This window comes from Novosphingobium sp. BL-S-33 (genome assembly GCF_056857025.1).
On the sequence record NZ_CM166474.1, the window covers coordinates 2,618,856 to 2,639,080 of the forward strand.

Here is a 20,225-nt window from a genome sequence, read left to right on the forward strand (position 1 = left end):
ACCATGGGTAGCCTATCGAATGGACTGGCAGGCCGGGTCGCCGTTGTCACTGGCGCCAGTCGCGGCATCGGCAAGGGGATCGCCTGTGCCCTCGCCGAGCACGGTGCGACGGTTTACATAACCGGCCGGACCGTCGACCCCGGTCAGCACGCCTTGCCGGGAACGGTCAACCAGACGGTGGAAGAGGTGAACGCGCGCGGGGGCAGAGGGGTCGCGGTTCCCCTCGATCTTGCCGACGATGCCCAGATAGCGGCGCTGTTCGAGCAGGTTCGCCGCGATGAGGGCCGCCTCGACATCCTGGTCAACAATGCGATGGCCATTCCCGATGCGATGACCCGGCGCGATGGCTTCTGGGAGAAGCCGCTCGACGAGTGGGAGATCTGGGACACCGGGATGCGCGCGGCCTACATCGCGGCATGGCACGCGGCGCAGATCATGGTCCCGCAGGGATCGGGGCTGATCGCGGCCCTGTCCGGCTATGTGGGCGTCACGTACACGTACGACGTGATCTTCGGCACCACGAAGACCGCAACCGACCGCATGATGCGGGACATGGGCCATGAACTGCGCGGGACAGGCGTTTCGGCAGTCTCGCTGTGGCAAGGCTTCACCTACACCGAACGCGCGACGGAAAATCTGAAGACGGTGCCGGGCATGGCGAACCAGCTCAACAGCGCGGTCGGCTCCTCTCCCGAGTTTCCAGGCCGGGTGATCGCGGCGCTCGCAATGGACCCGCACGTCGGCTCGCGTTCGGGCGGCACTTTCATCAACGCGGAGCTGGCCGCCGAATATGGTCTGACCGACCGCGACGGACGCACGATTCCGTCCCTCAGAGAAACGCGCGGCGCCCCTCTTTGGGCGGCTGGCGATACAACGTGGAGAGCATCATGAGAGATCGTCGTTTCGATGGGCGGGTGGCCGTCATCACAGGCGGCGCGCGCGGGCTGGGGCGGACTTATGCCGAACTGCTCGGCTCGCTCGGCGCCAAAGTCGTCATCAACGACAATGGCAGCGCCTTGTCGGGGAGCGGATCGGATACCGGACCCGCCGAGGAGGCGGCCCAGACCCTTCGCGATGCCGGATATGAGGCGGTGGCTTCGACCGACAGCGTTGCGACACCGGAAGGCGGCAAGGCAATCGTCGAGGCGGCGCTGGATGCTTTCGGCCGGATCGACGTGCTGATCCACAACGCCGGAAACAACCGTTTCGCGATGCTGGATGAGATCAGCTACGAGGATTTCCGCGCGGTGGTGGATGTCCACCTGCTCGGTGCCTTTCACGTCGTTCGCCCGGCGTTCGAACGCATGACGAAGGACGGTTATGGACGCGTCGTCCTGACGGGATCGATCGGCGGGCTATACTCGATGCCCAGCGTGGTGAACTACGCGGTTTCGAAGTCCGGGATGATCGGCCTCAACAACATCGTCGCGATCGAAGGCGCGGCTCGGGGGGTGAAGTCCAACATCATCCTGCCCGGCGCGGTGACGCGCATGGCCGAGGGCCTTGATATCTCGCAGTATCCGCCGATGGGGCCGGAACTCGTAGCCCCCGTTGTCGGCTGGCTGGCACATGAGAGCTGTTCGGTTACGGGTGAGATGTACGTCTCGATGGGCGGGCGCGTCGCGCGTGCCTTCATTACCGAGACGGAGGGACTCTACCGGCCGGACTGGAGCATCGACACCGTTGGCGACAACATCGATGCGATCCGCGACACCGATCGCTTGTGGACCTTCCATCCGGCAGAGGACGGCTTTTCGCAGCACATGGCGCGAAGCTTCGAAATGGTGCGCGCCGGATAACGGCGCGCACTCTCCCCGGGTCAGGGCGCGGCTTTGCGGGTCAGGAACCCTTGCATTGCAAGCCACGCGGTGAATTCGTCGAGCACGAGTGTTGTCGTCGTGTTCGGCTTTCCGAGCCCGAAACCATGCCTACCCTGCTGGTAGCCATGGATTTCGACAGGTCGCTTGGCTGCAAGCCAGCCCTGCGCAATCGGAAAGCCCATCGAGGGAAACAGGGGATCGTCCAGGGCGATCGCATCGAACATCGGCGATGCGTCAGCCGGAACGTCGATCTTTGCCTGCGGACCGTAGATATACCCGAAGAAGGCAGGCCGCTCGCCCGGCTTCGCGGCAAGGACGGTCTGGAGTGACGTCATGGCGCCGGCCGAAAAGCCGATCATGCCGACGCGGGCAGGGTCGACGCCCCATTTCGCGGCGTTTTCACGCACCACCTTCAGCGCGGCAAGGCCATCCTCAGTGGCCTGCGGATTGGTCAGCTCCGGCTGTCTGGTTGGATCGGGAATGCCCGCCATCATCTTGGCCCAGACATATTTTCCGGCTTCCGCTTCGTCCTTGGGGGTCGGAAGGAGGCGATATTTCAGAACGAACGCGGCAATACCGCGATCTGCAAGCGCCTGCGCGACATCCCAGCCCTCGTGCGACATGGAAAGCGCCATAAAAGCTCCACCGGGCGCCACGATCACGGCGGCGCCGGTCGCTTTGCCCGGATCGGGAAGAACCGGTGTCAGGGTGGGCCGGGTGACATTGCGGACCGAGTAGTCCTTGCCGAAATACCGGGACCAGTTCTCGCTGTCGGCAGATCCGGGGGTCTTGGCTCCGTAGAGCGGAATGGCGCCCGTCTCGGCCGGTGCACTTGCCGGAGCGGGCGCCGGATAGTCGGCGGGCTGCGCCGCCGCATTACCGGCTGCCGTCATGCAGGCCATTGCCAAGGCAAAATATACCGACTTGCCCGTCGTCATCCAGCATCTCCCCTGTTGTGTGGGGAGGGGATGGCACGCACGAAGGCATAGGGTCAAATAGGCTTTCTTGGCAATGCCATAGGCATTTTCTATGCTTCGGAAGCGGCCCATGCGGAGCGCGCGTTACGCTTCCTCTTTTGGCGATATCGATGTCAAAAAGGATACTCAAAGGCTGTCAGGCGTGGCATAGGACTTGCCGCATCGCCCCAGGCCAACCGACTGGACGATGCGATCGGTTTCGTGATTTGAAAGTGCGGGATGGACAAGCGCAAAAGCAGAACGGCACTCGACACCGCGGCGGACAAGTTGAGAGAGATCGTCCTCGCACGCGAGCCCGGAACCTATATTGGCCGGGAAGAGGCGCTTATTTCCGAGCTTGGCTTTGCCCGGGCTACCGTTCGGCAAGCCGCAAGGCTGGTTGAGCGCGAGGGCTTTCTTGCCGTTCGCCGCGGCAATGCCGGTGGCTATTTCGCATCCCGGCCGGACTCGAAAACGATCGAATCCATTGTCAGCATGTACCTGTCGATGATGGAGGTGCCCCCGGAGGATGTCACCGTCATCGCCACCGCGTTATGGGTCGAGGCCATGCGCAAGGCCGCTCATGCGCCGCATGACGTGATTGTGGAGAAGACGGCGACGCTTGTGGAGCGGACCCGCGCGGTCTCCGACGATGCCGGTTTCGACGAAGTCCGGGAACTCGAGCGTGAGACGCAGGATATTGTGTTCGAGCTGGCTGACAGCGCGTACATCAAGCTCATCTTCGACATCAACGTGGCCTTCTCGCGCAGGACTTACCAGGGGCCGGCAGCGGACGATGTTTCGCCTGAACATCGCCGTTTCGTACAGAGCTGGCGCAATGCCCGGCTGATGGAATTTGGGGCACTCATTCAGGGCGATCCGGAACTTGCCGCTATTGCCAGCCAGTACAGCCGAAAAGTCTGGGCGCGCCGCATCCGGGCACGCTTCCATATGAAGCGCGAGCAGGAAGAACTCGATTGATTACGGGCGGGCGAGCGTGGCGCGCACCACTTCGTTGCTCCGCAGATCCGCATTTTGTCGGGCATCGCTCCAGCAATCCGAGCAGGCTTGACGGTACATGCATGGTGCGGGAAGCCTGCGAGCTTTCAATCCGAAGGCGCTCATGAGATGGTGCTGACTTCAGGAAGCGGACATCAGAAGATGAACCGTCAAACGCAAGACACAGTTGCGCAGTGGATGGCAGAATCCGCATCACAGACAATTCAGGCGCGGATTTTGCGATTTTTGCCCGAACTGATCCGTGAGCTGGGCGGTGATGCGCAAGATATTCTCGGGGCGTTCGATCTGGATTGCGAAAGCTGCGAGATCGAGGGGGCTGTGAGCTGCCGTCAGTGGGTCGGGGTTCTGGAACAGGCCGCGGCAACTCTCAACGTCGATGATCTTGGAATGCGGCTTGCCGAACGGCAGGGCGGGACGGCCTTGTTCGGGCCGCTCGGCAACGTGATGCGAAACTGCCGCAATTTCGGCGAATCCCTCACTTACGCGGCCACGCACAACGCGGCGCACAGTCTGGGCGCCCGGGTCTGGATGGGGCGGACGATATCCGGACAGACCGTGTTCATGGGGCACGAGCTGCTCGCGGAGGACATCTCAAGCAGAAGCCAGGCAATCGAGCATGCCCTGCTTGCCGGCCATCTGGCTGCCCGTTCCATGACCGGCGGGCATGTCGGTGCGCGCCGCGTGCATTTCCGTCATGAGGCCATATCGCGCCCCTCGCTCTATCGCCGATACTTCCAATGCGACGTTCGGTTCTGCTGCAACGAAGATGGCGTTGCCTTCACGGCAGAAGACTTGTCGAGGCCGATCTTCGATCCCGACGAGGTTTCGCTGAGCGAACTCATCGAACGCATCGAAAGGGAATATGGCACTCAGCGGCCGGCATTCCAGGCATTGGTCCGCAGCGTTGTCATGCAACTGCTCTGGACCGGCAACAGTGCCGTCGAGGACGTGGCACATGTGCTCGACCTCCATAGCAGAGCTCTCCATCGGCGGCTGCAATCGGAACACTGCACCTTTCAGACGATAAAGGACGAGGTGCGCCGCGACGTCCTGATGTACTACCTGCGTCACACCGCGCTTCCACTTGGTCGGATATCCGAGAAGCTCGGCTTCTCCGAACAGTCCGCGATGTCGCGTTTCGCAAGAACCCAGCTGAATGCGACGCCGAGGCAATTACGCCAGAGCTGCGTCGCCGCTTTGCCCTGAGCGTGCATGAAAGAGACTTCGAAGGCGGCAGCGCCGTTAACACCGGGTGGAGGAATGCATTTCATGGACGACTGGAATCTGGGTACGGGCGGGCTTCGCATAGAGCGGGAAGGTCCGCTTGCCTGGTGCATCATCGATCGGCCCGAAGCGCGCAATGCCATGACGCCTGCGATGTACCTCGGCCTCAAACGGGCCGTTCGCCTGGTCAACACCGACAAGGAAGCAAGGGCTCTTATCATCACCGGCACCGGCGATGTCTTTGCCCCCGGCGGCGACATGGGCGGCCGAAAGGTCGAAGGTGACGAACCCGTGCCGACGGGCCTGACCTATGAGACGCTTCCCTTTATCGCGATCCGCGAAAGCACCGCGCCGATCATCTCGGCGGTAAACGGAATATGTCAGGCCGGTGGTCTCCTGACCGCCATGATGTCGGACATTGCAGTGGTCAGCGATCGCGCGACGTTCCGCGTTCCCGAGCTGCTGAGGGGGCTGATCGATGCAACCTATGCGGCGACGCTGCCCTTGCATGTGGGAATGGCGGTCGCTCGCGATCTCCTGCTCAGTGCCCGGACCATTGACGCCGGGGAGGCACTGCGCATCGGCCTGATTTCCCGCGTTGTGCCGCACGAGCGCCTTCACGACGAGGCCCGGAAGGCGGCCACCGAAATCCTGCGGACCGCGCCGGAGGCCCGGATGCATACAAAGCGGCTGCTCAACGAACATTATCGGCCGATCGATTATCAGACGATGTTCTGGTCGCTACAGAACTCGCAGGAACCGCGCGAAGGCATGCGAGCCTTCATCGAGAAGCGGGCACCCAGCTGGGTTCCGGACGGTCTCGAAGATTGATCCGCGCGCTCCAGATAGGACCGAACTGAGGACGTTCAGACGAACGTGGCTCTACCCGTATCATGCAACAGACCAGCTTTCTGTAAAAATTCGCGACTTTCCGCAGCTGATGCGAGTTGGGAAGCGTTCCTCGAAGCCGCGCGACGTCTTCCCTGCTGTCGGATGTCTGCCGAAATCGTCATGGCGAACCACTACCCGTAGGACGCTCGGGATGATGCCGATACAGCCAAGCCCATGAGCATGTCGGCGCTTGCTTATGCGCCGACAGAGTGAGCACGCGTAGTCGGCCACGCCGCCAATTTGCGATCCCCCAACGACTTGCAATGGCAGCGTTTCCGGAACCCGCGGCTGCGACGGAGAGGATACCGAACGAATGACGAAAGTAATGCAGGGAATCCGCGTTCTGGAAGTGGCGCAACATACGTTCGTCCCGTCGGCGGGTGGGATACTCGCCGATTGGGGAGCCGACGTCATCAAGATCGAGCACCCGGTTCGCGGGGACGCGATGCGCGGGATTGTCAATCTCGGTGGCCAACGGGTCGATCCGCGCCGCAATACGCTGATGGAGCATCCCAATCGCGGCAAGCGGAGCGTCGGGATCGACATCTCGACACCCGAGGGGCAGGAACTCATCTACCGGATCGCCGCGACGGCGGATGTATTCCTTACCAATTACCTCCCACAGCATCGGCGCAAGCTGAACATCGATGTCGAACAGATTCGCGCTGCCAATCCCAAAATCATCTATGCGCGCGGAAGCGCTTACGGTGACAAGGGTCCTGAGCGGGAGGTCGGCGGCTTCGACGGCACCGCATTCTGGGCGCGCAGCGGCGTCGGCTATTCGATGAGTCCTGACGGTCTGGACGGCCCCCTGTCGCAGGGTATTCCGGCATTCGGTGACTCGTCGGGCGGCATGAATATCGCCGGGGGCATTTCGGCCGCTCTCTTCCATCGTGACCGCACGGGGGAGGCCCTGGAGGTCGACGTATCGCTGATCAGTACGGCATGGTGGGCCGCCGGCGCCGCAGTCGACCAGTTCATCGAACACAACGAAGTCATGCGCGTGCCTATGCCCTCATCGGGCGGAAAGGCGGGCAATCCCTTCATGGGCAATTTCCGCACCTCCGATGGTGGCACCATCAACCTCTGCACGCTCACGCCGGGTCCGCATATTCGCAGCATGTTCGAGCATGTGGGTGCGCCGGAAGCCGCCGACGATCCGCGCTTTGCCAATGTTCAGGGCCTGATGGAAAACTGGAAAGAGGCCAGCGACATCCTCACCCGCAAATTCGCCGAGCGTCCCTTCCAGTATTGGCGGCAGCACCTCAAGACCTTCACCGGCCAATGGGCGCCGTTCCAGAGCCTGCTCGACCTTGCAAGCGACGAACAGGCGCTGGCAAACGACATGCTCATCGAGGTGGAAGCGGCCGACGGCGGCGCTCCGCTCAAACTGGTTCGCGGGCCGGTTCAATTCAACCACCAGCCCGTGGAAACCACCCGCGCGCCTCAGGCTTCCGAGCATACCGAGACGTTCCTGATGGAACTTGGTGTCGAATGGGATGAAATCGAGGCGCTCAAAGCACAGGGGGCGATCGCCTAACTATTGTTACCACGCCGTGCATCGGTGCACGGCGTGGTGCCGTGTACCCTGTGGCGAAAAATAGCTGTTTTGGGATGTTCCGGGGGTCATTTGGCGGACAGGGTGGGATTCGAACCCACGGTGAGCTTGCACCCACGGCGGTTTTCAAGACCGCTGCCTTAAACCACTCGGCCACCTGTCCGCTTCGGCAACGCGCATAGCGAAAAGCGAGCGCCTTGCAAGAGGGGCGGCACCGAAACCACCCGATCCGGAAACGACGATCGGGATGGAATGCAGCCCATTTGCGGCGGCTGTCCACGGCTGAGACGTTCGGCCCATTTGCATCGCCGGCGCATTGTGCAAGATTTAGGCGTGATGAGTTGTTCTTCGAAGCTTCGGTCCCTGCGTCTTCCGTTTCTTGCAGCAGCCCTTGCTCTCGTACCGCTTTCGTCGGTCGATGCGCAGCCGGTGGTGCAGAGTGTTGGTGGGCAGAGTTTCGACGTCTACCTGCAATCGGTGGCGGCCCGCGCCCGGCGGGAAGGCGTCAGCGCAAGCACGATTTCGCAGGTCCTCACCGGCCTTACGCCTAACGACCGTGTGATCGCGCTCGATAGCGCGCAGCCCAACCGCAGCAGCGCGCCGCCGCCGGTGGCGCCTTACATCGCCCAGCATGTCGGCCCCAGCATCATCGCCCGGGGGCGCGATCGCTACGCGCAGAACGCCTCGATTCTTCCCTCGATAGAGCGGCGCTACGGCGTTCCCGCCAAGATGCTGTTCGCGATCTGGGGGCATGAGACCAATTACGGCAGCTATGTCGGCGATTTCGACCTTGCCCGCTCGCTGGCGACGCTGGCGTGGGAGGGGCGCCGCCGCCAGCTCTTCGAAAACGAGCTGATCGCGCTGATGAAGATGGTCGATCAAGGCGTGCCGACCTACAAGCTCAAGGGAAGCTGGGCAGGGGCCTTCGGTTATCCGCAGTTTCTGCCGAGCGTATATCTGCGCCTCGCCGCCGATGGTGACGGCAACGGCACGCGCGACATTTTCTCCAGCCCGGCGGATACGCTGGCCTCGATCGCGAACTATTTCCGCGATGCGGGCTGGCGACCGGGCCAACCCTGGGGCGTACGCGCCTCGTTGCCGGCCGGTTTCTCGATCGGTTCCTATGGCTCGAAGCTTTCGGCGCCCACTTGCACGCAAGTCCATGCTCGTCATTCGCAGTGGAAGAGCGTGGCCGAATGGCGCGCGCTTGGCGTTAATGCTCTCGGGCCTATCGGCGATAACGTGCAAGCCTCTCTGTTCCAGCCTGACGGTCCGGGGACGCCTGCCTATCTGTTAACCGGGAATTATCGGGTGATCCTCCAGTACAACTGCTCGAACTACTACGCATTGTCCGTTGGGTTGCTTGCAGATGAGATTGCCCGTTAACCATGCGCTGCCGCTCGCGGCGCTGATATTCCTGACCACCGTTCCCGCAACCGCCAAGAGCAATCCGCCGTCGCCGCCCGTCAGCGGACCGGCAGCCGACTATCCGGTTGTCGTTGGCGAACCGTTCGCCATCGGCGGCACGACCTGGACCCCTGAGGATCAACTCAATTACGACGCCGTGGGTTATGCCCAGGTGGGAGAGGGCGGCGGGGCAGGCATAACGGCCGCACACAAGACGCTGCCGCTGCCCAGCTATGCCGAGGTGACCGCGCTCGACAGCGGCCGGACGATTCTCGTGCGGATCACCCGGCGCGGGCCGATGACGAATGATGCGCTGATGGAACTCTCGGCCGATGCCGCCGCGCAACTGGGGATCGCCGCTGGCGCCCACAGCGCCGTTCGCGTGCGCCGGGTCAACCCTCCCGAGGCCGAGCGCGCCCTTCTGCGCAGCGGCGGCCGGGCGCCCGAACGCATGGCGACGCCGGACGGCCTGCTGAAGGTTTTGCGCCGCAAGCTTGCCGACCAATCACCGTTGCTGCCTCCTCCCTCGACCCCGCCGACGATGCCAAGGAGCCCCGCATCCGCATTGGCCGCCGCCGCTCCGGTACGGAAGCCGCCTGTGCCAACAATCGAGCCCAAGCCGATTGCTCCCGTCGTTCCCGCTCCGAAGCCCACCCCCAAGCCCATTCCGAAACCCACTGTTGTTGCTCCCGTAAAGGGCACGCAAGTTGTTCAAGTCGGCACGTTTTCCGTCGAGGCCAACGCCCGCAAGGCGGCCAGCGGCCTTGGCGCCCAGGTCACGCCCGCAGGCAAGTTCTGGCGCGTTCACCTCGGCCCCTTCGCAAATGGTGCACAAGCTGCCGCAGCGCTGGAGAAGGCCCGCGCGGCAGGGTATAGCGACGCACGAATCTCGCGCACCGACTAGTCTTGCGGCGCGCACCACCCGCATCAGCCATCCGCCAAGGATGCGCCGGGAGAAGTCGCGTCTTGAAGTTGTTCCCGAAGTCCGCCCGCTATCTCGTTCCCGCGCTGGCCCTTGCGCTGGGTGTGCCGGCCAATGCCGCCATTCCGACGCCTCCGCCGGAGCTTGAGGGGATTCCCGTCAGCCTGCTGGTCGACCTTGGTTCGGGGCAGGTGCTGGTCCAGCGCCATCCGGACGTGCCTTTCCTGCCTGCCTCGGTGACCAAGGTGATGACGGCGTTCGTCGCCTTCGAGGAGATCGACGCGGGCCGTCTGCCGATCGACCGCCGGTTCTCCGTCCGTCCCGAAACGGCGCACGAGTGGTTCGCCAAGGGCACGTCGATGTACCTGACCGAGAAGGACCACCCCACCACGGCGGACCTGCTCCACGGCATCATGACCGCCTCGGCGAACGACGGCGCCATCGTGCTGGCCCAAGGCTACGCGGGCAGCATTCCCGGCTGGACCGCGAAGATGAACGACGCGGCACGGCGGCTCGGCATGACGCGCAGCCATTACAACACGCCGAACGGCTGGATGGACGAGGGCAACACTTACGTCACCGCCAGCGATCTGGTGCGGCTGGCCGATGCCATGATCATCCGTCACCCCGCGCTTTACCGCGAGTTTTCGGGCGTAAAGCACTACTTCTGGCGCGATGTCGCCATGCGCAGCCATGACCCGACGGTGGGCGTGGTCCCCGGCGCGGACGGCATCAAGACCGGTTACACCCGCGAGGCCGGCTACAACTTCCTCGGCACGGCCGAGCGTGACGGCCGCCGCCTTGTCATGGTGCTCGCCGCCTCGCCCTTGCCCAAGCAGCGCGACGTGGCGGCGCGTGCCCTGCTCGAATGGGGTTTCTCCGCCTGGACGCCGCGCCATCTGTTCGATCAGGGGCAGCCGGTGACCGAGGCCGCGGTGCAGGGCGGCGATGCCCGCTCGGTGCCGCTTGTCGCCAATCGTGAAGTCCACGCCACGCTGCCCAAGGGCGACAATCCGAAGATCACGCTCGCCGTCCACTACAAGGGGCCGTTGCAGGCACCGATCCGCAAGGGTGACGAAGTCGGCCAGCTTGAAATCAAGGTCGACGGTCTCGCTCCCGGCCACGTCCCGCTCTACGCTGCCCGCGATGTCGCCGTTGGCGGGCCGCTGGACAGGCTGTGGAACGGGCTTATCAATCTCTTCGCATGAGCCGGGGGAAATTCATTGCGCTTGAGGGCGGGGAAGGGGCGGGCAAGTCCACCCAGGCCCGGCTCTTAGCCGAAGCACTGCGCGCGCGCGGGATCGAGGTGGTCACCACCCGCGAGCCCGGCGGCACGCAAGGCGCGGAGGCGATCCGCAACCTGCTGCTTCATGCCGAGGGTGACGGCTGGGGCGCCCGCGCCGAAGCGCTGCTCTTCGCGGCAGCGCGCGCCGACCATGTCGAGAAACTGATCCGCCCCACGCTGGAACGCGGCGCGTGGGTTATCTGCGACCGCTATCTCGATTCGAGCCGCGCTTATCAGGGCGGCGGCAGCGGACTTTCCGATGCCGATATCCGCACGCTTCATGCGATCGGCAGCGAAGGCCTCTTGCCCGACCTGACTCTGCTGTTCGAAGTCTCGCCCGAGGTTTCGGGCGCCCGCCTTGCGCGGCGCGACACCGAAGGAACGGACCGCATCGGCGGCCGAGAAGCGGCCTATCACGCCCGCGTGGCCGAGGCATTCGCCCGGTTTGCCGAAGCCGAGCCAACGCGCTTTGCCCGCATCGACGGGAACGGCACCCCGGAACAGACCGTGGCCTATGCCATGGCTGCGCTGGAACCCCTGATATCCGGCACTCCGGAACCGCGCGCTTGAGCGACGACCTGCCTTTCATCGGCCAGCGCGACGCCTGGCACGAATGGATCTCCGCGATCGGTTCGGAGCGGATGCATCACGCCTGGCTGCTCGCCGGTCCGCGCGGGCTCGGCAAGCGGGCCTTCGCGCGCACCGCCGCCGCCGAACTGGTGCGCCTGTCCGGCCAGCCCCGGCCCGATCCGGCATCACATCCCGACATTCACGTGCTTCAGGCGCTTCCCGCCAACGACGACGAGGCGAAGAAGAAGGCCGAGGGCAAGCCCTGGCAAGCCAAGCGCAGCATCTCGGTCGATCAGGTGCGTGAGATGATCCGCCGCCTCACGACCAAGCCGACACTGGGCGAACGCCGCGCGATCGTCATCGATCCGGCCGACGAACTGGAGAAAAGCGCGGTCAACGCGCTGCTCAAGGCACTGGAAGAGCCGCCTGTGGGTACCTTCTTCCTGCTCGTCACCCACCAGCCCGGCAGGCTTCTGCCCACGGTTCGCTCACGCTGCCGCGTGCTGCGCTTTGCCGCGCTGGGCGAAGCCGAACTCGATGCGGTGATCCGGCGTGATATTCCCGAATCCGACGCCACGACCCGGCAGGCGGCGATCAAGGCCGCGCAGGGCTCGCCGGGAATGGCGCTCAGCTTCGTCGAGCACGATCTCGGCCCGATCCACGAACTGATGCTGCGGATCCTTCACGAGGGAGACCGGGACTATCACCTGCGGGGCGCCCTTGCCGACGAAATGGGCGCGCGCCCCGCGCGCGACCGTCAGCTTGCCGCGCTCGAACTGGCGCGCACCGTGCTGGTAGGCGAACTGGCCGGAGCATCGCGCGCGCGGCAACTCGCGCTGATCGAGGCGCATGGCACCCTGATGCGGATTTCCGCGCAGGCTCCCACCTACAATTTCGACGCCGGGCTCCTGATAATGGAAATTGGCGGGTTGCTGGCTTCGGCCGCGATGCCTAGAGAAGCGGCTCGCCCATAACACCCAGCAAGGAACTGCGACGCCGCATGGCCGAGCCTTATTACGTCACCACCGCCATCTCGTATCCCAACGGCAAGCCGCATATCGGCCATGCCTACGAGGCCATTGCCGCCGACGTCATCGCCCGCCACCGCAAGGCGGAAGGCTTCGACGTGCGGTTCCAGACCGGAACCGACGAACACGGCCTGAAGATGGCGCAGAAGGCGCGCGATCTGGGCATCACGCCGAGCGAGCTGGCAACGGAAATGTCGCAGCATTTCATTGACATGTGCGCTGCTCTTAACATCGATTACGATGTCTTCATCCGCACGACCGAGCCGCGCCACCATGCCGCGACGCAGGAACTGTGGCGGCGGATGGAAGCCAACGGCGACCTCTATCTCGACCGTTACGAGGGCTGGTACTCGGTCCGCGACGAGGCTTACTACGACGAGTCCGAACTGGTCGCAGGCGAGGAGGGCGCGAAGCTCTCTCCGCAAGGCACGCCGGTCGAATGGACTGTCGAGGAATCGTGGTTCTTCCGCCTGTCGAAGTATCAGGACAAGCTGCTCGAACTCTACAATTCGGGCGACTTCATCCGCCCGGAAACGCGCCGTAACGAGATCCAGCGCTTCGTCGAAGGCGGCCTGCGCGACCTTTCGGTTTCGCGCACGAGCTTCGACTGGGGCATCAAAGTACCCGGCAGCGACAACCACGTCATGTACGTGTGGGTCGACGCGCTGACCAACTATATCACCGGCCTCGGCTTCCCCGACGAGAGCGGCGATTACGCGAAATACTGGCCCGCCGATCTGCACCTGATCGGCAAGGATATCGTTCGCTTCCACACGGTCTACTGGCCTGCCTTCCTGATGAGCGCCGGTCTGCCGCTGCCGAAGCAGGTCTACGGCCACGGCTTCCTGCTCAATCGCGGGCAGAAGGAATCGAAGTCGCTCGGCAACGTCACCGATCCGATTGCGCTTGCCGAAACCTTCGGCGTCGATGCCGTGCGCTACTTCCTGCTGCGCGAAGTCGCGTTCGGGCAGGATGGTTCGTGGTCACCAGAAGCGATCGTGACGCGCGCCAATGCCGAACTGGCCAACAGCTTCGGCAATCTTGCCCAGCGCAGTCTTTCCATGATTTTCAAGAACATGGATGGGACTATCAAGGCCGATTACGAAGATGGCGAGGCAGACAAGGCCCTCTTCGCAACGGTTGCCGATGGCATTGCCGGCCTGCGCAAGGGCTTCACCGATCTCGCCTTCAGCGATGGCCTCGAAGCCTGGATGCGCGCCGTCTTCGCCTGCAACCAGTACGTCGATGAGCAGGCGCCCTGGGCGCTGCGGAAGTCCGATCCCGAGCGCATGGAAGCCGTACTGATGACGCTGTTCCGCGTCGTGCGTGACCTTGCCATTGCAGTCCGTCCCGTCGTGCCGACCGCGATCGACGCACTGCTCGATCAGATGGGCATCGCCGCCGATGCGCGCACCTATGCCGCGTTGGAAGACGCCGATTGGTTCGCAACTCTTGCCGCCAGCGGCTATAAGGTCGACAAGCCGCAAGGCGTGTTCCCGCGTCTCGAACTTCCCGAGGAAACGGAAGCAACCACCTGATGTTTATCGATTCGCACTGCCATCTCGAATATGAAGGCCTTGTCGAAGACCAGCAGGGCGTGCTCGATCGCGCCCGTGCAGCCGGGATCAAGGGCTTCCTCAATATCTCGACGCGGCAGAGCGAGTGGGATCGCGTGGTCGGCACGGCCGCGCGCATCCCGGACGTCTGGGCCTCGGTCGGCATTCATCCGCATGAAGCGGACCAGCATGCCGACCTTGGCGAAGCCGTGCTGCTCGAAGCGACGCGGCACCCCAAGGTCATCGCCATCGGCGAGACCGGCCTCGACTACTATTACGACAAGTCGGACCGGGACGTGCAGCAAGCGCTGTTTCGCACCCATATCCGGGTCTCGCGTGAAACCGGGCTACCGCTGATCATCCATACCCGCGATGCGGAAGAGGATACGTTCCGCATCCTTGAGGACGAGATGAGGAAGGGGGCCTTCCCGGCGCTGATCCACTGCTTCACCGCCAGCGCCGATTTCGGCGCCAAAGTGTTGGATCTTGGCCTCACGATTTCGATCTCCGGCATCGTAACCTTCAAGAATGCCAAGGACTTGCAGGAGGTTGTGAAGATCGTTCCCGAGGATCGGCTGCTGGTTGAAACCGACTCGCCTTTCCTCGCGCCAGTCCCGCATCGCGGCAAGCGCTGCGAACCGGCCTATACCGCCGACACCGCACGCTTCGTGGCGGATCTGCGCGGTGTAAGCGCCGAGCAGCTTGGAGAAGTTACGTCGCGCAACTTCTTCGCGCTCTTCACCAAGGCGGACCGAAAGGCAGTCGCGTGAAAGTCGTGATGCTTGGTAGCGGTACGTCGACCGGCGTGCCGCGCCTCGGCGGCGAATTCGGCGCAGATTGGGGCCTTTGCGATCCCAACGAGCCGAAAAACCGCCGCACGCGCGTCTCGATCCTGCTCGAAAGCGATGCCGGCAACCGCATTCTCGTCGACACCTCAACGGACTTGCGCGCGCAGTTGCTCGCCAACGACATTCACCGCATCGATGCCGTGTTCTGGACCCACGATCACGCGGACCACTGCCACGGCATCGATGACATGCGTCCGCTGCGCTATGGCCGCGCCGGTCCGATCCCGGGATTCGCCAACTCGGAAACCGTCCGCCGCCTGCGCCAGCGCTTCGGCTACGTTTTCGCGGGGCAGTTCGGCTATCCGACGCTGGTCAGCCTCGACAATCTCGACACTCTGCGCCTTTGCGAAGGCTTCCGTGTCGATCATGTCCAGATGCCGCACGGCCCGGCGGAATCAACCGCATTCCGCTTCGATTGTGACGGAAAATCAGTCGTTTATGCGACGGATTTCAGCGAAATCACAAGAGGCATGATCGACTTGTGCTACGGCGCGGATCTGCTGGTGGTCGATTGCCTCCGCCGCGAACCGCATCCGACGCATGCGCACCTTGGCATGGCGCTGGAACTGGCTTCGGTCTGCCGGGTCGGCAAGGCCGTCCTCACGCATCTCGACAAGTCCATGGACTATGCCACACTGAGCGGCGAAGTGCCGGACAACGTGCTGGTCGGCTATGACGGGATGGTGATCGAACCATGAGCAATGCAGCAACGATCGTCGGTGTCATTTCGGTCGTTTGCGCGCTCATTCTGGTTACGAGCAATTCGCGGTTTCGGCAGCTGGGATTTTCGAAAGGCCTCAAGCTCGCGCTGATCTGGGCCGTGATCATCATTGGACTGGTAATGCTGATCCAGATGCTCGGTCTGCACAGTCGCAAGTGACCGGCGGCACTGAAGGGGCACCTGCAAACCACCCATTATTTAACATAATACATATTATCATCCTGATCCGGTGTAAGCGCAACTTAGAGATGTCACCACGCTGGGACGTCTCGTGGTCCCGGTGGCATAGTCCTCCCTGTTTGCTGAGAGGACGCGCTAATGTCGGTGGTGGCTATGAGCCATGGCGAGCTTTCACGATACGATACGCTTCGTCGGTTCGATCGCGGCGAACTGAGGATCGAAGACACCGCCATGCTGCTCGGCTTGAGCCGCCGCCAGGTCTACCGCCTGCTCGATCGATTGCGCGCTGACGGTCCTGAAGCGCTGGTTTCCTGGAAGCGCGGCCGCACCAGCTACCGGGATCTCGGCGATGATTTCCGTGACCGAGTGCTTAGCCTCGTGCGCGAGCATTATCACGATTTCGGACCGACCCTGATTAGCGAGTATCTTGCCGAACGGCACGGCATCACTCTTTCACACGAGACCTTGCGGAAGTGGATGATAAAGGCGGGCATATGGAAGGATCGCGAGGCGCGCCGGCCACGGCCGTATCAGCCGCGCTACCGGCGGGATTGTCGCGGCGAGCTGATCCAGATCGACGGCTCGAAGCACTGGTGGTTCGAGGATCGTGGGCCGCAATGCACCCTGCTCGTCTACATCGACGATGCGACCAGCGAGCTAATGCATCTCAGGATGGTCGAGAGCGAGAGCACGTTTGCCTACATGGAGGCGACGCGGGCGTACATCGAGGCGCACGGCAAGCCGGTGGCGTTCTATTCGGACAAGCATTCGGTATTCCGCAACAACACCGCCTCGGCGACGGGCGATGGCATAGCGCCCTTCGATGCGCGCGACCTGCATCGTCCGCTCGCGCCGCATGAAGATCTGCGGGCCGAGATGGTCTGGCGTGAATGGCGCTCGGTGACCCGGGCGCTGACGCTGCATTACAACAAGGCGATGTTCATTCTGGAGCCGAACCCGGTGAGCCGGCCGCTCGCGGGCAAGCGGGGCGAGGTTTGCGAGTTTCCGGACGGGACGCTGGAGATCCGGCACGAGGGCACTGCCCTTCCTTATCGGATGTTCGACAAGATCCGGCAGGTGAACCAGGCGGCGATTGTTGAGAACAAGCACCTTGATGCCGCGTTGCTGACTGCTGACGCAGCGGGTCCGGGGCGCATGATCGATGGACCTTTGCACCAGCAGGGTCAGCGCTGCGCAAAACCGACGGGCTACGCGCTGCCCCTGCTGTATCGAGCGGTGACATTTCTATCTTGCGCAGCAAGTGTCTTTTCTAAATTGCGGGAACACCTGACCGGACTTCCGCAAGGACCCTCACAGCAAGCGTGCGCTCCCCGAAAGCCGCCGCTATAGGTGTGCTCGACATGACCCAGCACCATCATCAGATCGACCGCCTTCTCGGCATCATGGCGCAGCTGCGCGACCCGGTTTCGGGCTGCGAATGGGACCGCGAGCAGGATTTCTCGACCATCGCCCCCTATACAATCGAGGAGGCCTACGAAGTCGCCGACGCCATCGCGCGTGATGATCTGGCCGACTTGCGCGGCGAGCTTGGCGATCTGCTGCTTCAGGTCGTGTTTCACGCCCGCATGGCCGAGGAACTCGGGCACTTCGCTTTCGCGGACGTCGCAGCAGCCATTTCGGACAAGCTGGAGGCGCGCCACCCGCACATCTTTGGTGATGAAGCATCGGGCGATGCCCAGACCGAGCGATGGGAAAAGCTCAAGGCCCAGGAACGGGCGGACAAAGGCGCAACCAGCGCCATAGACGGCGTGGCCATCTCGCTGCCCGCCCTCATGCGGGCTGAGAAGCTCCAGAAGCGCGCCGCGCGCGTCGGCTTCGACTGGCCGGATCCCAGCGGTGCGGCAGAGAAGCTGACCGAAGAAATGGGCGAACTGGCCGAAGCCTCCGACGCTGAAAAGCTGGAGGAAGCCGGCGACCTCCTGTTCGCCGCCGTCAACCTCGTCCGCCTGAGCGGCATCGCACCCGAGGATGCCCTGCGCGCCGCCAATGCCAAGTTCGAGCGCCGCTTCCGGGCGATGGAGGCTTTTGCCACCACCGACGGCCGGGATTTTGCGGCGCTCTCGCTCGGTGAGCAGGAAGCCTATTGGCAGGCCGTCAAGGCGTCAGAGCGCGCCGAAACGGCCTAGTTCGCGCTCGGACAGGCGCACCTGCAAACGCAGTAGGGGCCCCTCCTCGCCCTCGCCCGCATCCTCCTCGGACACGACTTCGCCGCGTGCGTGGAGGAATGCCATGCGCTGGCCATCTGCGGCGGGCAGGACGAAGGTGTAGAGCTTCGAATCCTCGGTCAGCGCCAGGCCTACGGTTTCGAGCAGCGCGTCGCAGCCCAAACCGGTCTGTGCGGAGATCGGCGCGATCGTCTCGCCCTTGCGCTGCGCGATGGTCTCATTGAGATCGGCGGCCTGCTCCGCGTCCAGCAGGTCCCACTTGTTCCAGACCTCGATCATCGGGATCGCGGGTACGACGTCCTCGTCATCCGCCGTCTCCTCGCCAGTGCCAAGCACGCCCAGGTCGGCAAGTACGTCCAGCACCTGCCGCTTCTGCGCTTCGGTATCGGGATTGGCGATATCCCGGACGTGGAGAATGAGGTCCGCCGCGGTCACTTCCTCCAGCGTCGCGCGGAAAGCCGCGACGAGCTGGGTCGGCAGGTCCGAGATGAAGCCCACGGTGTCCGACAGGATCGCCTTTTCGACGCCCGGCAGGCGGATCGCCCGCATGGTGGGATCGAGCGTGGCGAACAGGAGATCCTGTGCCATCACTTCGGCACCTGTCAGGTAATTGAAAAGCGTAGATTTTCCAGCGTTTGTATAGCCGACAAGCGCCACCACCGGCCAAGGCGCCTTCTCACGACGATCCCGGTGCAGGCCGCGCGTGCGGCGCACCTGTTCCAGCTCGCGGCGGATCTTGCTCATCCGGTCGCGAATCATCCGGCGGTCGGCCTCGATCTGCGTCTCACCCGGGCCACCAAGGAAGCCGAAGCCGCCGCGCTGACGCTCAAGGTGCGTCCAGCTGCGCACGAGGCGACCGGCCTGATAATCGAGGTGTGCGAGTTCGACCTGCAAACGGCCCTCGGCCGTGGCTGCCCGTTCACCGAAGATCTCAAGGATCAGTCCGGTGCGGTCGATGACCTTGCGCTTGAGCTTTTCCTCCAGATTACGCTGCTGGATCGCCGAGAGCGAGCCGTCGACGATGACCAGCTCGGCCTCGTTCAACTCGCAGGCAACGCCGATATTCTGGATCTGGCCTTCGCCGAACAGCGTGCCGGCACGGGGTTCGCGGATCGGAATGGCCATGGCTTCGGCCACAACAAGGCCGATCGCGTGGGCAAGGCCCTTTGCCTCTTCAAGCCGGGCTTCGGGATCGAGGTCAGATCGACCCCGCATTTGCGGATATACGACGAGGGCACGCGCGCCGCGCGTGACCTCACCCTTCAGTTCATCGTTCAAATCGGTTCAGCTTTTCTCGTCAGTCTTCGTCGGCTTCTTCATGCGCCTGAAGATCGACAGGAGTCACGGGCTGAATCGTCGAAACCGCATGCTTGTAGGCCAACTGAACGTAGCCTTCGCGTTCCAGTAGCATGCAGAACAGGTCATATGCCGCCACGCGGCCCTGAAGCATGACGCCGTTGATCAGGAACATCGTCACCTGAACGCCGGCATTGCGGATGCTGGAGAGGAACACGTCCTGCAGCACGCGGGTCTTCTTGGAGCTTTCCGCACCATTCGAGAACTGGCGTGCGTCGATCGGCGTCGACGGCATGATCGTCGAAATCGCGTGCTTGTAGACGAGCTGCGACTGACCGTCGCGGCGGAGCAGGATCGAGAAGTTGTCGAACCACGTAACGATGCCCTGGAGCTTCACGCCCTTGACGAGGAACATGGTGACCGGGGTCTTGTTCTTGCGCAGGAGGTTCAGGAACTGGTCCTGAAGGTTCTGCCCCTTGCCTGCCGAGGTTCCGGCTGCAACGGGAACCGGCGCCTCAGGCGTTTCATCGCCGGGGGCCGGGGTGGGACGAGGACGCGCGGTGAGCGTGCGGCCAGCCATATCTTGCTCCTTTTTTTGGCGCCCCGCTTTTTGCGGGCCGCGATCTGGCCTCTTCCGGGGGGGGAGAGGCCGTTTTTGCGAATCGAAACCTATCGACTTGCTGCAATGCAGTAAACGCGAAAAATGTAGCAGTACAATGACACGATCGGAAAGGAATGGGAAATTCCGAGCTTGCCC

At 63.3% G+C, this 20,225-nt stretch carries 20 protein-coding genes and 1 tRNA gene; 17 read left to right on the forward strand and 4 right to left on the reverse strand.

Going from position 1 to position 20,225, the window contains the following annotated elements; translation table 11 throughout:
• Positions 1–3 precede the first annotated feature (3 nt).
• Positions 4–891: an SDR family NAD(P)-dependent oxidoreductase gene (locus tag AC1VVM_RS12265; protein ID WP_482955108.1), complete on the forward strand. Its 888-nt coding sequence runs from the start codon at positions 4–6 to the stop codon at positions 889–891.
• Positions 888–1,799 (forward strand): SDR family NAD(P)-dependent oxidoreductase, encoded by a 912-nt coding sequence (locus tag AC1VVM_RS12270; RefSeq protein WP_482955109.1) that lies wholly within the window; start codon positions 888–890, stop codon positions 1,797–1,799. The genes AC1VVM_RS12265 and AC1VVM_RS12270 overlap by 4 nt, the downstream gene beginning before the upstream one ends.
• A 20-nt stretch (positions 1,800–1,819) precedes the next feature.
• Here the strand turns inward: AC1VVM_RS12270 and AC1VVM_RS12275 are convergent, their stop codons facing one another.
• Positions 1,820–2,758 (reverse strand): alpha/beta hydrolase, encoded by a 939-nt coding sequence (locus tag AC1VVM_RS12275; RefSeq protein WP_482904141.1) that lies wholly within the window; start codon positions 2,756–2,758, stop codon positions 1,820–1,822.
• 258 nt (positions 2,759–3,016) lie between these two features.
• On the opposite strand from AC1VVM_RS12275, the gene AC1VVM_RS12280 reads away from it, so the two are divergent.
• The 4 genes from AC1VVM_RS12280 to AC1VVM_RS12295 all read left to right on the forward strand — a co-directional run bounded on the left by AC1VVM_RS12280 (position 3,017) and on the right by AC1VVM_RS12295 (position 7,451).
• Positions 3,017–3,757 (forward strand): FadR/GntR family transcriptional regulator, encoded by a 741-nt coding sequence (locus AC1VVM_RS12280; RefSeq protein WP_482904142.1) that lies wholly within the window; start codon positions 3,017–3,019, stop codon positions 3,755–3,757.
• 147 nt (positions 3,758–3,904) lie between these two features.
• Entirely contained in the window at positions 3,905–5,002 is a 1,098-nt protein-coding gene (locus tag AC1VVM_RS12285) for an AraC family transcriptional regulator ligand-binding domain-containing protein (RefSeq protein WP_482904143.1), read from the forward strand.
• 63 nt (positions 5,003–5,065) lie between these two features.
• Positions 5,066–5,851 (forward strand): enoyl-CoA hydratase/isomerase family protein, encoded by a 786-nt coding sequence (locus AC1VVM_RS12290; protein ID WP_482904144.1) that lies wholly within the window; start codon positions 5,066–5,068, stop codon positions 5,849–5,851.
• A gap of 373 nt (positions 5,852–6,224) precedes the next feature.
• Positions 6,225–7,451, forward strand: coding sequence for a CaiB/BaiF CoA transferase family protein (locus AC1VVM_RS12295; RefSeq protein ID WP_482904145.1), 1,227 nt, complete (start codon positions 6,225–6,227; stop codon positions 7,449–7,451).
• Positions 7,452–7,542: 91 nt separating this feature from the next.
• Here AC1VVM_RS12295 and AC1VVM_RS12300 read toward each other — a convergent pair.
• A tRNA-Ser gene (locus AC1VVM_RS12300) sits at positions 7,543–7,632 on the reverse strand.
• A 173-nt stretch (positions 7,633–7,805) separates the two neighbouring features.
• On the opposite strand from AC1VVM_RS12300, the gene AC1VVM_RS12305 reads away from it, so the two are divergent.
• The 11 genes from AC1VVM_RS12305 (at position 7,806) to mazG (ending at position 18,133) form a co-directional block, all read left to right on the forward strand.
• On the forward strand, positions 7,806–8,855 hold the full coding sequence (locus AC1VVM_RS12305; protein WP_482904146.1) for a lytic murein transglycosylase: 1,050 nt from the start codon (positions 7,806–7,808) through the stop codon (positions 8,853–8,855).
• On the forward strand, positions 8,839–9,780 hold the full coding sequence (locus tag AC1VVM_RS12310) for an SPOR domain-containing protein (protein WP_482955110.1): 942 nt from the start codon (positions 8,839–8,841) through the stop codon (positions 9,778–9,780). The genes AC1VVM_RS12305 and AC1VVM_RS12310 overlap by 17 nt, the downstream gene beginning before the upstream one ends.
• Before the next feature lie 62 nt (positions 9,781–9,842).
• Complete coding sequence (locus AC1VVM_RS12315; protein WP_482904148.1) at positions 9,843–11,006, forward strand: D-alanyl-D-alanine carboxypeptidase family protein; 1,164 nt, start codon at positions 9,843–9,845, stop codon at positions 11,004–11,006.
• A complete protein-coding gene (tmk, locus tag AC1VVM_RS12320) occupies positions 11,003–11,653 on the forward strand; it encodes a dTMP kinase (RefSeq protein ID WP_482904149.1) in 651 nt (216 codons plus the stop codon). The genes AC1VVM_RS12315 and tmk overlap by 4 nt, the downstream gene beginning before the upstream one ends.
• The gene (locus AC1VVM_RS12325; protein WP_482904150.1) at positions 11,650–12,627 is read left to right on the forward strand and encodes an AAA family ATPase; all 978 of its coding nucleotides are present in this window, start codon (positions 11,650–11,652) and stop codon (positions 12,625–12,627) included. The genes tmk and AC1VVM_RS12325 overlap by 4 nt, the downstream gene beginning before the upstream one ends.
• Positions 12,628–12,653: 26 nt before the next feature.
• The gene (metG, locus tag AC1VVM_RS12330) at positions 12,654–14,219 is read left to right on the forward strand and encodes a methionine--tRNA ligase (RefSeq protein ID WP_482904151.1); all 1,566 of its coding nucleotides are present in this window, start codon (positions 12,654–12,656) and stop codon (positions 14,217–14,219) included.
• Complete coding sequence (locus tag AC1VVM_RS12335) at positions 14,219–15,007, forward strand: TatD family hydrolase (protein ID WP_482904152.1); 789 nt, start codon at positions 14,219–14,221, stop codon at positions 15,005–15,007. Before metG ends, AC1VVM_RS12335 begins: the two co-directional genes overlap by 1 nt.
• Positions 15,004–15,783 (forward strand): MBL fold metallo-hydrolase, encoded by a 780-nt coding sequence (locus AC1VVM_RS12340; protein WP_482904153.1) that lies wholly within the window; start codon positions 15,004–15,006, stop codon positions 15,781–15,783. Before AC1VVM_RS12335 ends, AC1VVM_RS12340 begins: the two co-directional genes overlap by 4 nt.
• Positions 15,780–15,965, forward strand: coding sequence for a hypothetical protein (locus AC1VVM_RS12345; RefSeq protein WP_482904154.1), 186 nt, complete (start codon positions 15,780–15,782; stop codon positions 15,963–15,965). The genes AC1VVM_RS12340 and AC1VVM_RS12345 overlap by 4 nt, the downstream gene beginning before the upstream one ends.
• 159 nt (positions 15,966–16,124) lie before the next feature.
• Positions 16,125–17,336 carry an ISNCY family transposase gene (locus AC1VVM_RS12350; protein WP_482955111.1) on the forward strand — a complete coding sequence of 404 codons (1,212 nt, stop codon included), beginning with the start codon at positions 16,125–16,127 and terminating at the stop codon, positions 17,334–17,336.
• Between the two features lie 11 nt (positions 17,337–17,347).
• Entirely contained in the window at positions 17,348–18,133 is a 786-nt protein-coding gene (gene mazG / locus AC1VVM_RS12355; protein ID WP_482955112.1) for a nucleoside triphosphate pyrophosphohydrolase, read from the forward strand.
• Here the strand turns inward: mazG and hflX are convergent.
• Together hflX and hfq are read right to left on the reverse strand one after the other, a co-directional pair.
• Positions 18,110–19,450 (reverse strand): GTPase HflX, encoded by a 1,341-nt coding sequence (gene hflX / locus AC1VVM_RS12360; protein WP_482955113.1) that lies wholly within the window; start codon positions 19,448–19,450, stop codon positions 18,110–18,112. The genes mazG and hflX overlap by 24 nt on opposite strands.
• A gap of 19 nt (positions 19,451–19,469) precedes the next feature.
• Positions 19,470–20,048: an RNA chaperone Hfq gene (gene hfq, locus AC1VVM_RS12365; protein ID WP_132385407.1), complete on the reverse strand. Its 579-nt coding sequence runs from the start codon at positions 20,046–20,048 to the stop codon at positions 19,470–19,472.
• Between the last annotated feature and the right edge of the window lie 177 nt (positions 20,049–20,225).